The 13309-nt window shown below is 57.6% G+C and carries 11 protein-coding genes; 2 read left to right on the top strand and 9 right to left on the bottom strand.

Annotated features, from left to right (window positions below; all coding sequences use genetic code 11):
• Positions 1–60 precede the first annotated feature (60 nt).
• Entirely contained in the window at positions 61–1386 is a 1326-nt protein-coding gene (locus tag KBP52_RS24480; RefSeq protein ID WP_212621142.1) for an APC family permease, read from the bottom strand.
• A gap of 442 nt (positions 1387–1828) precedes the next feature.
• Complete coding sequence (locus KBP52_RS24475; protein WP_212621141.1) at positions 1829–2650, bottom strand: carbon-nitrogen hydrolase family protein; 822 nt, start codon at positions 2648–2650, stop codon at positions 1829–1831.
• 126 nt (positions 2651–2776) lie between these two features.
• Between KBP52_RS24475 and KBP52_RS24470 the strand changes: the two genes are divergently transcribed.
• Both KBP52_RS24470 and KBP52_RS24465 read left to right on the top strand, forming a co-directional pair.
• Positions 2777–3577: a LuxR C-terminal-related transcriptional regulator gene (locus tag KBP52_RS24470; RefSeq protein ID WP_038368479.1), complete on the top strand. Its 801-nt coding sequence runs from the start codon at positions 2777–2779 to the stop codon at positions 3575–3577.
• Positions 3578–3748: 171 nt separating this feature from the next.
• Positions 3749–5368, top strand: a complete 1620-nt coding sequence (locus KBP52_RS24465) for an FMN-binding glutamate synthase family protein (RefSeq protein WP_123593738.1) — start codon at positions 3749–3751, stop codon at positions 5366–5368.
• Positions 5369–5416: 48 nt separating this feature from the next.
• Here the strand turns inward: KBP52_RS24465 and KBP52_RS24460 are convergent, their stop codons facing one another.
• From KBP52_RS24460 to KBP52_RS24430, 7 genes are all read right to left on the bottom strand, one after another.
• Positions 5417–6847, bottom strand: a complete 1431-nt coding sequence (locus KBP52_RS24460) for a glycosyltransferase family 39 protein (protein WP_212621140.1) — start codon at positions 6845–6847, stop codon at positions 5417–5419.
• On the bottom strand, positions 6837–7799 hold the full coding sequence (locus tag KBP52_RS24455) for a lysylphosphatidylglycerol synthase transmembrane domain-containing protein (RefSeq protein ID WP_212621139.1): 963 nt from the start codon (positions 7797–7799) through the stop codon (positions 6837–6839). The genes KBP52_RS24460 and KBP52_RS24455 overlap by 11 nt, the downstream gene beginning before the upstream one ends.
• The gene (locus KBP52_RS24450) at positions 7796–8536 is read right to left on the bottom strand and encodes an SDR family oxidoreductase (RefSeq protein ID WP_212621138.1); all 741 of its coding nucleotides are present in this window, start codon (positions 8534–8536) and stop codon (positions 7796–7798) included. The genes KBP52_RS24455 and KBP52_RS24450 overlap by 4 nt, the downstream gene beginning before the upstream one ends.
• On the bottom strand, positions 8533–9855 hold the full coding sequence (locus KBP52_RS24445; protein ID WP_212621137.1) for an FAD-binding oxidoreductase: 1323 nt from the start codon (positions 9853–9855) through the stop codon (positions 8533–8535). The genes KBP52_RS24450 and KBP52_RS24445 overlap by 4 nt, the downstream gene beginning before the upstream one ends.
• A complete protein-coding gene (locus tag KBP52_RS24440; protein ID WP_212621136.1) occupies positions 9852–11321 on the bottom strand; it encodes a UbiA family prenyltransferase in 1470 nt (489 codons plus the stop codon). The genes KBP52_RS24445 and KBP52_RS24440 overlap by 4 nt, the downstream gene beginning before the upstream one ends.
• Positions 11318–11680, bottom strand: coding sequence for a GtrA family protein (locus KBP52_RS24435; RefSeq protein WP_212621135.1), 363 nt, complete (start codon positions 11678–11680; stop codon positions 11318–11320). Before KBP52_RS24435 ends, KBP52_RS24440 begins: the two co-directional genes overlap by 4 nt.
• Before the next feature lie 113 nt (positions 11681–11793).
• A complete protein-coding gene (locus KBP52_RS24430; RefSeq protein ID WP_212621134.1) occupies positions 11794–13278 on the bottom strand; it encodes a glucosyltransferase domain-containing protein in 1485 nt (494 codons plus the stop codon).
• Between the last annotated feature and the right edge of the window lie 31 nt (positions 13279–13309).

Genomic DNA, 13309 nt, shown 5'->3' with positions numbered 1-13309 from the left:
CCCTTGGCGCAAAAGCGCCAAGGATCACATGCCGGTCAACGGTGTGCCAAGCCGCAAGGTTCAGGTCGCTTCCTGAAAATCCATCTCCGGCGGCTGCCGGCGGAAACCACCGGTGAGCACCGCCAGATACACCACGCCGATCGCCAGCCAGCTCAAACCCAGATACACCGCCAGATGATCGAGGCTGACCATCAGCCACAAGTCCGCCACCAGCCCGATAAACGGGAAAACCAGAAACAGCAGCAGCTCGCGCGGGCCTTTTTTCTCGCCGCCGATCCAGTAATGGAAGATCACCGACAGGTTGACCAGACTGAACGCCAGGAATGCGCCGAAGTTGATGAACGAGGTGGAGGTGGTCACGTCGAGTTTCAGCGCCAGCAATGCCACCACGGCGCAGAGCAGGATGCTGTTGACCGGTGTGCCAAAGCGCGCGTGCAGCGTGCCGAAGAACGACTTCGGCAACACGCCGTCGCGGCCCATGGCGAACAACAGTCGCGAACCGCTGGCCTGTGCCGACAGCCCCGAGGCGAACTGGCCGACAATCAGACCAATCAGGAAGATCGACACAAACAGGTCGCCACCGATGTTGCGGGCGATTTCATAGGCGGCCGAATCGACGCTGTCGAACTGGAACGACGGATGGGCGATCTGCACGAAGTATGAAACGCCGACGAAGATCAGCCCACCGATCAAGGTGATCAACATGATCGCCCGCGGGATGGTGCGGCGTGGGTCACGGGTTTCTTCGGTCAAGGTGCTGACCGCATCGAAACCGAGGAACGAGTAGCAGGCGATGGCCGCGCCGCTCATGATCAGCGGCATGTGCATGTCGCCGTTGAAGAACGGTTTGATCGACCACAACGGCGTGCTCGCATCGCCGCCGATGTAGTGCACGCACAGCGCAACGAAAGCGATCAACACGAGGAATTGCACCAGCATCAGCAAGGCGTTGATGCCGTTGGCCAGTTTCAGGCCAATGATATTGATAGCGCTGGTGATGCCGATGAATGCCAGCACCCAGATCCATTGCGGGATCGACGGGAATGCCGACGCCAGATACGCCGCACCGATCAGCCAGATCGCCATGGGTAGAAACAGGTAATCGAGCAGTACGGCCCAACCGGCGATGAAACCGAGCTTGGGGCTGATCGCCTTGCGCACGTAGCTGTAGGCGGAACCTGCAACCGGGAAAGCAGCGGCCATACGGCCGTAGCTCATCGCCGTGAAGAACATCGCGATCAGCGCCGCCAGATAGGCGGCGGGGACCATGCCGGCGGTGGATTGGGCGAGAATGCCGAAGGTGCCGAGGACAATGATCGGCGTCATGTAGGCGATGCCGAACAGCACCACCGACCCTAATGAAAGGGTGCGTTGCAAACGAGCCATGGGCGACTTACTCCGAATTTTATTGGATTTATGGCAGAGCCGAGTTCGGCGAATGTTTCGGTTCTTTTTTTTGTTCTCGGGTGTTGCTGATTTTTATGTTCGACTTGAAATCTTTTCCCCCTCACCCCAGCCCTCTCCCCCAAGGGGGCGAGGGGAAAGGGAGCAGATCTCCGTGGGTTTCAAATCCTGAGTTCGACTTGAATTCGCAGTTTCAAATCCTGAGTACGACTTGAACTCGCAATTGCAAATCCTGAGTACGACTTGAACTCGCAGTTTCAGATCCTGAGTTCGACTTGAACTCGCAGTTTCAAATCCTGAGTTCGACTTGAACTCGCAGTTTCAGATCCTGAGTGCGACTCGGTATTTCAGGTCGGCGTACCTCGAACAATCAGCTCGGTCAGTCCCCTCTCCCTCCGGGAGAGGGCTAGGGTGAGGGCAGCGGTCAACGGCGTGGAATCAACAACTCACGAACACCATCGCCGCGCTCCACCACCTCCCCCGGCAACTTCAAACGCTGATCATCCAGATAGCGGTAATCCCTGCGCGCAATCTCTAACCGGTCGAAATCCAGCTCAACGCTGAACGTCCCTTCTTCCCGCCCGGCCTCGAACAGCAACGTCCCCAGTGGATCGACCAGCGCACTGCCACCCGCGAACACCAAACCGTCGTCCCCCGCTTCCACACGATTGACCATCAGCGCAAACGCCTGATTCTCCTGAGCACGGGCCATGATCGCGGTGCGGTGAGTCGATGCGTATGGGTCCATGTTGCCGTTGGTCACGATGAGCAACTCGGCACCCAGTTGCGCGAGGGCACGGGCCGACTCCGGAAACTCGATGTCGTAGCAAATCAGCAAGCCAACGCGCACACCGTTCCACTCACAGGTGGCATAGCGGTCGCCGGCCTCGAACACGCCACGATCCGACGCCCACAAATGCGTCTTGCGGTATTTCAGGGCAATACCTTCAGGGGTGATCAGCAGCGTGGTGTTGTAGAAGCGCCCGTGGTCGTTCTCGGCCATGCCGATCACCACGGCGATATTGCGTTCGCGCGCTGCGGCCAGCACCGCGCTGACGGTCGGGCCGTCGAGGGGTTCGGCGGTTTGCGCGACGGTCTCGGCCGTCGGGAAGCCCATCAAGTGGGTCTCCGGGAAAACGATCAATTGCGTGTCGGTCGCGCACGCGGCAATCGCTGCGAGTGCGCGTTCGAGGTTATATGCCGTGGCATTGTCACGGCCCGCCAGTTGGGCGAGTTCGACTTTCATGGGGATTCCCTTGTTATGAGCGGCGGGCGCGGAAAGATTGCCCGGTGGCTGTCTGTGGGCCAGTATGCGCAGCAAGCGAGCGGCCAGGGAATTACGCGGCCGGGGTAACCCGATAGGGGTAGATCGATGACACTTTCGTTTGACGACATCACCTGGCACCGCGCCGTCGGGCAACTGATCGACGCGCTCGACAAGCCGAATTTCTGGGCGCAACTGGTGCGTTTGCTCGACCAATACGTGCCGTTCGATAGCTGGGTGGTGCTGCTGTTCAGCGCCGATCAACACCCGCAAGTCTTTGCCGAATGCCCGGGCGCAGACGGCAGCCCTGACCCGTTGTTTCAGGATTATCTGCGTGGCCTGTACCTGCTTGATCCGTTCTACATCGCCTGCCGCGAGCAAACGCGCACCGGTCTGTATCGCTTGTCCGAGGTGGCGCCGGAGCATTTCGAACTGACCGAGTATTACCAGCGATACTTTCGTCTGAATGTCGTGGCCGACGAAATCCAGTTCAATTGTCAGCTCGAAGGCGATCGCACGCTGTGCCTGTCACTGGGCAGTGAAAAACGTTTCACTGGCGAACATATCGCGTTGCTGTCATTGATCCAGCCTTGGGTGCTGGGCCTGCTGCGCCAACGATTGCCCTATGAGATCAACGAAACCGTGGCCCTCGCCGCCGCCCCTGTCCGGGCAGACTGGAGGGTGCAACTGGAAGCGTCGGTGCAACAACTCAAAGGTGCGCAACTGACCGCCCGTGAGCTGGATGTAGGGCGTTTGATGCTCAGCGGTTGCTCCAGTAAAGAAATCGCCCGTAAGCTGGAAATCTCCGTAGAAACCGTGAAAGTCCATAAGAAACACATGTACAGCAAGCTGGGAATCAAATCCCAGTCCGAGCTGTTTTCGATTTTTCTTCAGGCACAAAACGCCTGATCGTTTGGTGAAGTTGCCTCATGTAGGAGTGAGCCTGCTCGCGATGGCGTCGGGTCAGTCAAATCATTTGTAGCTGATATACCGCTATCGCGAGCAGGCTCACTCCTACAGGGGAATGTGTTTATCCCTGAATCTTCGCTGATTATTCCGAGTCCGAACCAAGGAAACCGTATGAGCCTGTCACTCCTGAGCCGCTACGCCTTCTTTGCCGTCTGCGTGATATTTACCCTCGCCAGCCTGCCTTTCCTCGAACATGACTGGCTGTGGCCGATCACTGCGGTCACCGGCGTACTGAGCCTGATCGGTCTGTTCGACCTGCTGCAAAGCCCGCACGCCGTACGCCGTAATTACCCGATCCTCGGCAATATCCGTTATCTGGTCGAAGGCATCCGCCCGGAGATCCGTCAGTACCTGCTGGAGTCCGACAGTGATGCCCTGCCCTTCTCCCGCGCGCAGCGTTCGCTGGTCTATTCGCGAGCGAAAAACGAAACCGCTGACAAGCCGTTCGGCACGCTGATCGATGTCTATCAATCCGGATTCGAATTCATCGGCCACTCGATGCGCCCGGCGCCACTGAGCGACCCGAGCAGTTTCCGCGTCACCGTCGGCGGCCCGCAGTGCAGCCAGCCGTACTCGGCGTCGGTGTTCAACATCTCGGCGATGAGCTTCGGCTCGCTCAGCGCCAACGCCATTCGCGCACTCAATCAAGGCGCAAAACTCGGCAACTTCGCCCACGATACCGGCGAAGGCAGCATCAGCCCGTATCACCGCGAACACGGCGGCGACCTGACCTGGGAACTGGGCAGCGGCTACTTCGGTTGCCGCACCAGCGACGGCCGTTTCGACCCGGAACGCTTCGCCACCCAAGCGCAGAATCCGCAAGTGCGGATGATCGAAATCAAGATGAGCCAGGGCGCCAAACCCGGCCACGGCGGCATCCTGCCCAAGCACAAAGTCACCCAGGAAATCGCCGAAACCCGTGGGATCCTGATGGGCGAAGACTGCGTGTCGCCGTCACGCCACAGCGCGTTTTCCACGCCGATCGAAATGATGCAGTTCATCCAGCAACTGCGTGAACTGTCCGGCGGCAAACCGGTGGGTTTCAAGTTCTGCCTCGGCCATCCGTGGGAGTTCATGGGCATCGCCAAAGCCATGCTGGAAACCGGCATCCTTCCCGACTTCATCGTCGTCGATGGCAAGGAAGGTGGCACCGGCGCCGCACCGGTCGAGTTCACCGACCACATCGGCGTACCGATGCGCGAAGGCCTGCTGTTTGTCCACAACACGCTGGTCGGCCTGAACCTGCGTGACAAGATCAAACTCGGCGCCAGCGGCAAGATCGTCAGCGCCTTCGACATCGCTAGCGTACTGGCCATCGGTGCCGACTGGGCCAACTCCGCACGCGGCTTCATGTTCGCCATCGGCTGCATCCAGTCGCAAAGCTGCCACACCAACAAATGCCCGACCGGTGTGGCGACTCAGGATGCCTTGCGCCAACGTGCGCTGGTGGTGCCGGACAAGGCGCAGCGCGTGTTCAACTTCCACCGCAATACGCTGAAGGCGCTGGCGGAAATGCTCGCCGCAGCCGGGCTGGAACATCCATCACAACTGTCGGCCAAGCATCTGGTGCGACGCATGTCGGCGACCGAGATCAAACTGTTTTCGCAGTTGCACGTGTTCCTGAAACCGGGGGAATTGCTCACCGGAGAAGTGAATGGCGAGTTCTATTCGCGGATGTGGCAGATGGCGCGGGCGGACAGTTTTGAGCCGCAGGAAGTGGCGGCGGCCTGATTTTATTCACCGGCTGCCTCACTTCTGGTGTGGCAGCTTGCCCCCCCCTCACTTTTTTACAGAGCTATCGGGAGCTGTTCGATACTCAACGGCCAGTGAATCGCCGTCTCTCCTTTCACCTACCATTACAACGTTATACCGCTTCAGTAATACGTCGTCAGGCAGGGGAATACCGCGGCTAGCGAGAAGATAAAAAACTGCAGGTGGTTGCGAGGACTTCAAATCGTTTAGCAAGTCTTCTTCGCGCTTTATCTCAATTGACGACCCTAACAATTTAAAGTACTGACCAAACTCTATGTACTGCCTGGAATACAAAGGAGCTTCAATCTGCTCATTGATTAATTCTTGAATCAGATCACGCATCTGACTGACAGGCTTCAATTGATTCTCAAAAGTAGATTCAGGTTTGTAATCGGTATACAAGGGTGTCATTGAAAAGCACAGAACAACCACCGCAACCCCTCCCCTGATCCATCCATCCCTAATCAAACTCAAGCCATAAGCGAGCAATATCAGAAGACCCGGAAGCAAAACAATCAAACTTCGCATCGTCAACACGGGTTGAAAATACAGTGAGCGCATGTAAGGAAGCATGGCACACACAACAAACCAGAAAACAAACAATCTAAGTACTTCGCGATTTTGCTCGTCGCTCCCTAATCGAGTGAGCGCTGCCAATAAAAGCGCAGAAAATATGGCAGCCAAGGACAAGCTTCCAAAGTACAAATAAAACAGCTCGATAAAAAACAGGTCATTGGGACTAGGTATCCAAAACCCTTGTCGGTTAAAATTCTCCAGCACAAAGGAAACATGTGGCGAGAGACTAATCATTATAAAAATCGCGGCCATGCCAAACCGATAAAAAATCCTTTTATTAAATGAGACCTCAAACAACTTACAAACCACAAACAATGCCTGAGAAGCGACTACCAAAAAACCAAAATAGTGAGTATTTACAACTAATGCAGCCACCAATGAATAACCAGCAACGGGCAACACCGCGACTGTTCGCACTGCCTTCACAAACATAAAAAAAGAAACCATTGTCAACAACGCCAACAACTCATAGGAGCGCGTTTCTTGCGAATAGGTAATCAAATAAAAATTTATCGCCACCAACCACGCAGCAAACACTCCAACTCTTCCATTGAATAATTGCCGCCCACTTAAATACGCAACCGGAATTAGCAGAACGCCAAAAACAACAGAAAGATACCTCCCGACCATTTCTCCAAACCCAAACACCTTATAAAACACCCACAACACCAATTGGTACAGCGGGGGATGAACATCTATCAGCGTTCGCCGATACACTTCAAGGAAACTGTTATCTGGATGGCTCGTCGCCACACTGAACACCTCATCAAGCCATAACGCATCGACTGTCAAGTTACGCAATCGCAAATAGCTACCCACCAACAGAGCGATCAGTAAAGAGAAACAGCCCAGTAAGCGCTCGTTTCGAAGATTAGATTTCATCGTGAATTGTTTCCACAGCAGTGCTTGTCAAAACGACGCTGCCCAAGAGCACCGCCAGCCACAACGTCACCAACCGCAACAACACCGTCGCCGCAATCGCATCCGGCAACCCAACCCCACCCGACACCAGCAAAGCCACCATCACCGCCTCGGCGCTGCCCAGCCCACCCGGCATGAAGCTCAACGCCCCCGCCAACATGGCCACCGCATAAATGAATAGCGCAAACGCCAGGCCCACATCCGCGCCCATCGCCTGCAAGATCCAGTAAAACGCCAGCGCTTCAAGTCCCCATGCCAGCAGGCTCAACAGCGTTGTGACGATCAGGCGGCGTGGCGTGTGGCAGCGGCGCGACTGGTGCAACACCTCGATGGCATGGCGCAGTAACCGGGAGAACCCGTCGTGGCGTTGATCGATGCGCCGATCGATCGCCCGGACAAGGGCTGGCGAGATCAACAAGATCCCGGCGCAAGCCAGCAACACCAGACTCGTGACGACTATCGACAAACCTTCGGGATGCGCGCTCAAGCCGAACAACGCCAGGCCGACCATGGCCAGCAGGTCCGCCAGCCGCTCACTGAACAACGCAGCAAAACTGTGTGCATAAGGCACATCCCAGCGTTTGAGCAAAACGCCACGCAGGGCTTCACCGGCTTTGCCGGGTGTGGTGGTCAGGGCGAATCCGGCCAGATAGATTTTCAGGCTCGGCCGCCACGGCAGCGGATGGCGCAAGGCATTGAGGTAAACCTGCCAACGCAGGAACCGCAGACCGTAGCCGAGCAACACCATGCCGACGATCTGCCCGCCCTGCCACCCGCCCACTCGACTGACCGCCGCGCTCACGGACGCCCACCCGCCCCACAGGGAAACAGCGAGATAAGCGAGGGCGGAGCAGATCACCGAACCGATCAAAACCCGATAACGCCACCCGGACAACATCAGCGCCTGATTCACAGGTTCAGCCTTTTGAATAGCGGCTGCGGTATGGCCCTGATTATCCACATGATCACCCTCCAGAATCCCGGCACGTACAACACCGCAACCCGACGATCAATGCCTGCAACAATTCGCCGAGCGACGGCGTCCGGTTGTGCCACCAGCAAGGCTGGCAACGCCAGTTCCCGGGTCATGGGCGTATCGACAAACCCGGGCTTGATGGTGATCACATGCACACCTGACTTGAACAAGCGCGCCCGCAAGCCTTCGCAGAACGTTGACACCGCGGCCTTGGCCGCGCCGTACAGGTAATTGGAAGGTCGCCCGCGATCCCCGGCAACCGAGGAAATAACCGCCAGTGTGCCGTGCTGCCGGGCAGCCATGCGGTTAGCCAACAGCGTCAACAGGGCCATCATTGAACTGCCGTTATTGGCGAACTGCTCCATCGCTTGCTCAACACTCTGTTCGCATGCCGACTGATCCGGTAAGGAACCGTAGGCGACCAGACAGATATCCACCGTCTGCAACGTCGCCAGGCATTTCTCGTACATGAGCGAATGTGCGGCGATATCACTGGCGTCCATGACGTACGTGGTTACCGCTCTGGCACCTCGGGCCTGCAGATCGGCGCAGGTTTGCTGGAGCTTTTGCGCATCCCTGGCGACCAGGAACAATTCGCTCCGATCTGCCGCCCACAATCGCGCGCAAGCGCAAGCAATCGCCGACGTGGCGCCCACAATTAGTATTTTTCTCATCGAATGACTCGCTGCCAAAAACGAGAGATCAGGGCCGGGTCGCGCATCGCTTCCAGCTGCTCCCAGGCGGGATAGGCCTGGCGAAAATCACTGCCACTCATGTGCGCGTCCTTGGCCGGATACAAGCGCCCCCCCGCTTCCCGGACTATGGCATCGAGACGCGGCAGAAGCGTTTTCGTCAGCTCACTGCTCTGCGGAAAATCCAGCGCCAATGAAGTACCCGGCATGGGAAAGGAAAGCCATCCTGGCGACGCAATATCGCCGCAACGCTTGAGCACCGCGAGGAAGGAGCCGCTACCGCTACGCGCAATCGACTTGAGTAATTCGGCAAGTGCCGCTGCCGCCATCGGTGCCGGCAAAACGCACTGAAACTGCTGGAAACCTCTGCGTCCGTAGAGACGATTCCAGTTCTCGATACGATCCAGCGGATAGAAAAACGGGCTGTAGGCAACCGTTCGATAGTGTCGGGTCGGCGGTTGCGGTTGCTGTTGCCAGTAATGACGGTTGAACAGTTTCAAGGTGAACGGATTGATTAGCGATACCGGAGAACGCATCGGTACAGGCAACGAATGTGGCGCCACGACCTCAAGCGGCCCCGATGTGCAATGATCACCAGCCGTAAAGCATCCGCGCCCACGGGCGCTGTTCTTGGCCAGGCAATCGATCCACGCGGCGCTGTATTCATACCGCGCATCCATGTCCGCCGACAGGGCAAAGAAGTCATCCAGACAGTCAAAACGCACCCGAGTACTGTCGATCAAGCTGGACTGAATCCTGCGCAGACGGATGCGCACCCAGGTGATCACGCCCGTCAGGCCCAGCCCGCCGATGGTGGCAGCAAACCACTGTGGATTTATCGTCGGCGAACAGAGCATCGGTGCTTGTACGGAGCGGTGCAGACCGAAACACACCAGTGAACCGGCAAACGTGCCGCAACGGTGGTGATTCTTGCCATGCACATCATTGGCCACGGCCCCGCCCAGCGTCACATGCCGCGTTCCGGGCGTGACTTGCAAAAACCAGCCCCGGGGAATGGCCAGTTGCAAAATCTCGCCCAGCGTCACGCCCGCCTCAGCGCAGATCTCACCGTTTTCCCAGTCGGTTTCGATAAAGCGATTCAGGGGGCGTAGGTGCAACACATGATCGCTGACCGCCAGACAGCTATCGCCATAGCTGCGGCCATTGCCGAAAGGCAACGTTGTGCCGTGGGCCTCGATCAACCGCTGCCACTGCGGCCCCACATCGGCTTGCCACTGGCAGGGATGACCGTTCTGAGGGGCATGAGGATAGTTTCCCCAAGAGGCAAATGAGACCTTCATGCCGCCACCCAGAAAATCAGGCAGAACACCGTCCCCATCGCCAGACTCCAGCGATCACGCAGTGCGAAGACCACCGGATCCTGATTCATTCGGCCGCGATGGGTCAGCAGCCAGATCCGGGTGATCCACAGCAACATCACCGGGCACGCCAGCCAGATCCACCGAGGGTGCGCGTACAGCGCGGTGGTTGCGCTGTCATGGATGTATAGCGCCAGCACCATGACCGCGAGATAACCGGATGCAGCGCCCAAAGAGGAGAGCATCGCCAGATCAGCGGGAAAGTAATCCCGGCCGCCGGTTTTTCCGGTAATGCCGCTGTGCAGCGCCATCAACAATTCGGCATAGCGCTTGACCAGAGCCAGGCTCAAAAACATGAACATGGAGAAGGCCAGCATCCAGCCCGTCAACTCGAGTTCGAAAACGGCGCCACCAGCGATGATGCGCAAGGTGTAGAGCAGCGCCAGAGCAATCACGTCGAGTGCCATCAGCCGCTTCAACACTAGCGAATACACCAGCGTCAGCACGTAATAACAGGCGAGCACGGCGAGGAATTGACGAGGCAGCCACAACCAGGCGCCCGTGAAGGACATCAACAGCAACAGAGGAAAAACCGCCAGCCCGGACTGGATCGACAGGGATCCGCTGGCGAAGGGTCGATGGCGTTTGGTCGGGTGTTTGCGATCATCGGAAAGGTCGAGCAGGTCATTCAGAAGGTAGACGCCTGATGCACACAAGCCGAACAGCACGAATGCCAGCACACCGCGCCCCACCAGCAACGGGTTGGCCAGTTGATGCGCAGCAATAAGAGGGACAAAAATCAGCGCATTCTTCATCCACTGATGAATACGCAGCGCTTTGTATAACCCCCTGAAATACGTGACGTCAGAGCGAACCACCTGGACAACGTTGCCCAATTGCCGGGTGGCACGTTCGACACCCGGTAATGGATTGACGATATAGGTTTGCCTGGCCGATCGCCAAACCGGCAAGTCGTCCAGCGAGTTACCGACGTAATCGAAACCGCCTTCACCATATAACGTCACCAGCACATCACGCTTGTTTGCTCCCGAAAGGTTCTGCTCGAGGGTCGTCCCTATGACGTCATCAAACACCATCAGATGCTCGGCAATACGTGCTGCCAATGCGTGATGGCTGGCCGTGGCCAGTACAATTTTCCGACCGGTGTTGCGCTGCGCCTTGATCATCCAGAGCACGTCAGCATCGTAGGGCAACGTGGCGACGTCGATGTCCGTCGCGTGGGCCAATCGATCTTTCAAATACGCTTTGCCGCGCCCGAGCCAGGCCAGAAGTTTCAGGCACTGCAACGGCTTGTTGCGAACAAAGGACATGGCACATTCGAACAGCAAATCAGATTTGATCAGGGTTCCGTCCAGATCGACCACAAACGGCCTTGCAGCATCGCAAGACGCTGACGGCGGCGGGGACTCAGGCAGAGGGATGTTCATGTCCGCCGCCCCCGAAACAGCACAAAGCGAAAGAAGCAGTACCCCGACACAATATTCAGCAGCGAAAACGATGCCACCGTCACCAGTCCGGGCAAACGCCAGACATCCGCGAGGCCCCCTACGCCAAAGCTCACGCTGCCCATCAGGCCGATGAACATCAGGTAGAAGAACACCGACGTTTCTCTCTCGAAGAGGTAAAGCACGTTCAAGTAGAACGAGAACGCTGCGGCCACACAGAACGCTGCAAAGTTGCTGGCAGCCTGGTCCAGGCCGACCGCATTGCAGAGCACGAAAAATATCTGCCAGTGGATGAGCGCATCGGCCACTCCGATCACGCTGGTTGCAGAAAATCCTTTCATGGCCGTTGCTAACCGTTTCGGTTGGACGAAGCTCCAAGCTAGGCCAGGGTGTGGGAGCGGTCTACTGTCAGAAATTACAGGTAGAGGGCTTTATCCGACCAACGGTCAGCGTTTCACCACTGCAACAACCGCCCGTGCGGCGGCTCCCTCATGACGATAAAACCGTAATCGCCGAGAAGATAAATGCGGTAGTACAGACTCTCCACCAGCGCGGGATAACCCAGATACCCGACGTGGGTGGCGTTGCGTCGCTCACGTTCGGCCACCACATTGGTGATGCCCACCGAGGGCAGGTTTTCCGCAAGCACGTAGTAATCGATATTCAGCAGATAACGCAAAACCGGCAGCTGTCGGAACGATCCCTCGGCACTGGCCAGCCAGCGCTCGGAATAATTGATCGACAGGTAAATACGCTTGGCTTCCCGTAGCTCGCGATGAGCGGCGATGTCGTGACCGAGGCTGTACAGGGCTGCGGTGGCGAAGGTTTTCTGCATGTTCAACACGCGGCCGTAGGCAAACGACAGCGACAACGTCGCCAATAGCGGGATCATCAACAGCAAAGGCAACAAGCGGTGATAGGGCGCCAACGCCAGTCGGGCGAGAAAGAACAGAAACACCAGGAGCACGCCGAACCCCATCAACGTGCGCGCGCCCTCGTTGAAGTCGCGAAACAGCAGCGTGATGCCTGGCACCAGTAGCACCAGCACGGCCAGTGCCGCCAGACTGATCAGCGCAACGCTTGCGCGCCGTTCCGGACGACCAAGACGTGCCAGCCCCAAGAGCGCGCAAAGCATCAGAGCGACAAACACCCAAAGATATCCGCCGTGAAACAACAGCGCGGTTTTTTCCAGCACGCGACCCAGGTTGGTGATGACTTGCAGTAATGGATGCCCTGCCCTGTCGAGCAGCTGCGCTTGCCGCGAAGCCGCCATGAACGGATACGCGGTGACGCTATAGATCGCGACGCCAAGACCGAGTTGCGCAAGCTTGCCGCCGAGCAAGTGCCAGATCTCCGGCCACGAAACTCGGCGGTGCAAAACCCTGAGCAACTCCACACAACACAAGCCAAGAAAGACGTTGATGCTGATCTGATACAACCCGACGCCCAGTGCAATCAATACCGCCGGCACCAACCAGCGTTGCACCCGCGTCGAACCGTGAAAGGTGATCGCGCAGATCATCGCCACCAGACTCAAGGCCATACTCGGTCCGTCGTACTGATAGGATAAATTCTGCAGCAGAAAAGGGTTGTACCAGAGCGGCAATGGCACCAGACAACTGGCCAGCGTCGGCTCGGCAAAGTAGTGAAAGGTCAGTCGGGTCAGCGTCAGACTCATCGCCACAGTGGCGAGCAGCAACGGCAAGGGGAAGATATCCGGCGCAGCGCCGGTGAACGTCAACGCCTGATACAGCCAGTCGGCAAACAAGCGTCCGTAGTCGGCCCAGGCATTACCGGCGGCCAGTGCCCGCCAGTTGTCGTCAATGTAGGAAAAGTCGGCGAGGATCAACGGCAGAACATACAACCCGCTCGCCAGCAGAAAGAACAACAGGACCTGGCGCCGGCCGAGTTCACGAACGACAAAATCGCTGATCCTCATCGCTGCGCCTCTATTCACTACCGCGCCAAGT

The organism is Pseudomonas sp. SCA2728.1_7, assembly GCF_018138145.1.
Taxonomy (GTDB): domain Bacteria; phylum Pseudomonadota; class Gammaproteobacteria; order Pseudomonadales; family Pseudomonadaceae; genus Aquipseudomonas; species Aquipseudomonas koreensis_A.
The sequence above is the reverse complement of the archived record's forward strand: the minus strand, read 5'-3'. Positions and strand labels throughout refer to the sequence as shown.

Bases quoted from the DNA above. Each gene is read 5' to 3' on its own strand.
- KBP52_RS24435 (WP_212621135.1), bottom strand. From the start codon at position 11,680: ATGAAAGGATTTTCTGCAACCAGCGTGATCGGAGTGGCCGATGCGCTC.
- KBP52_RS24480 (WP_212621142.1), bottom strand. From the start codon at position 1,386: ATGGCTCGTTTGCAACGCACCCTTTCATTAGGGTCGGTGGTGCTGTTC.
- KBP52_RS24430 (WP_212621134.1), bottom strand. From the start codon at position 13,278: ATGAGGATCAGCGATTTTGTCGTTCGTGAACTCGGCCGGCGCCAGGTC.
- KBP52_RS24440 (WP_212621136.1), bottom strand. From the start codon at position 11,321: ATGAACATCCCTCTGCCTGAGTCCCCGCCGCCGTCAGCGTCTTGCGAT.
- KBP52_RS24475 (WP_212621141.1), bottom strand. From the start codon at position 2,650: ATGAAAGTCGAACTCGCCCAACTGGCGGGCCGTGACAATGCCACGGCA.
- KBP52_RS24465 (WP_123593738.1), top strand. From the start codon at position 3,749: ATGAGCCTGTCACTCCTGAGCCGCTACGCCTTCTTTGCCGTCTGCGTG.
- KBP52_RS24450 (WP_212621138.1), bottom strand. From the start codon at position 8,536: ATGAGAAAAATACTAATTGTGGGCGCCACGTCGGCGATTGCTTGCGCT.
- KBP52_RS24470 (WP_038368479.1), top strand. From the start codon at position 2,777: ATGACACTTTCGTTTGACGACATCACCTGGCACCGCGCCGTCGGGCAA.
- KBP52_RS24460 (WP_212621140.1), bottom strand. From the start codon at position 6,847: ATGAAATCTAATCTTCGAAACGAGCGCTTACTGGGCTGTTTCTCTTTA.
- KBP52_RS24445 (WP_212621137.1), bottom strand. From the start codon at position 9,855: ATGAAGGTCTCATTTGCCTCTTGGGGAAACTATCCTCATGCCCCTCAG.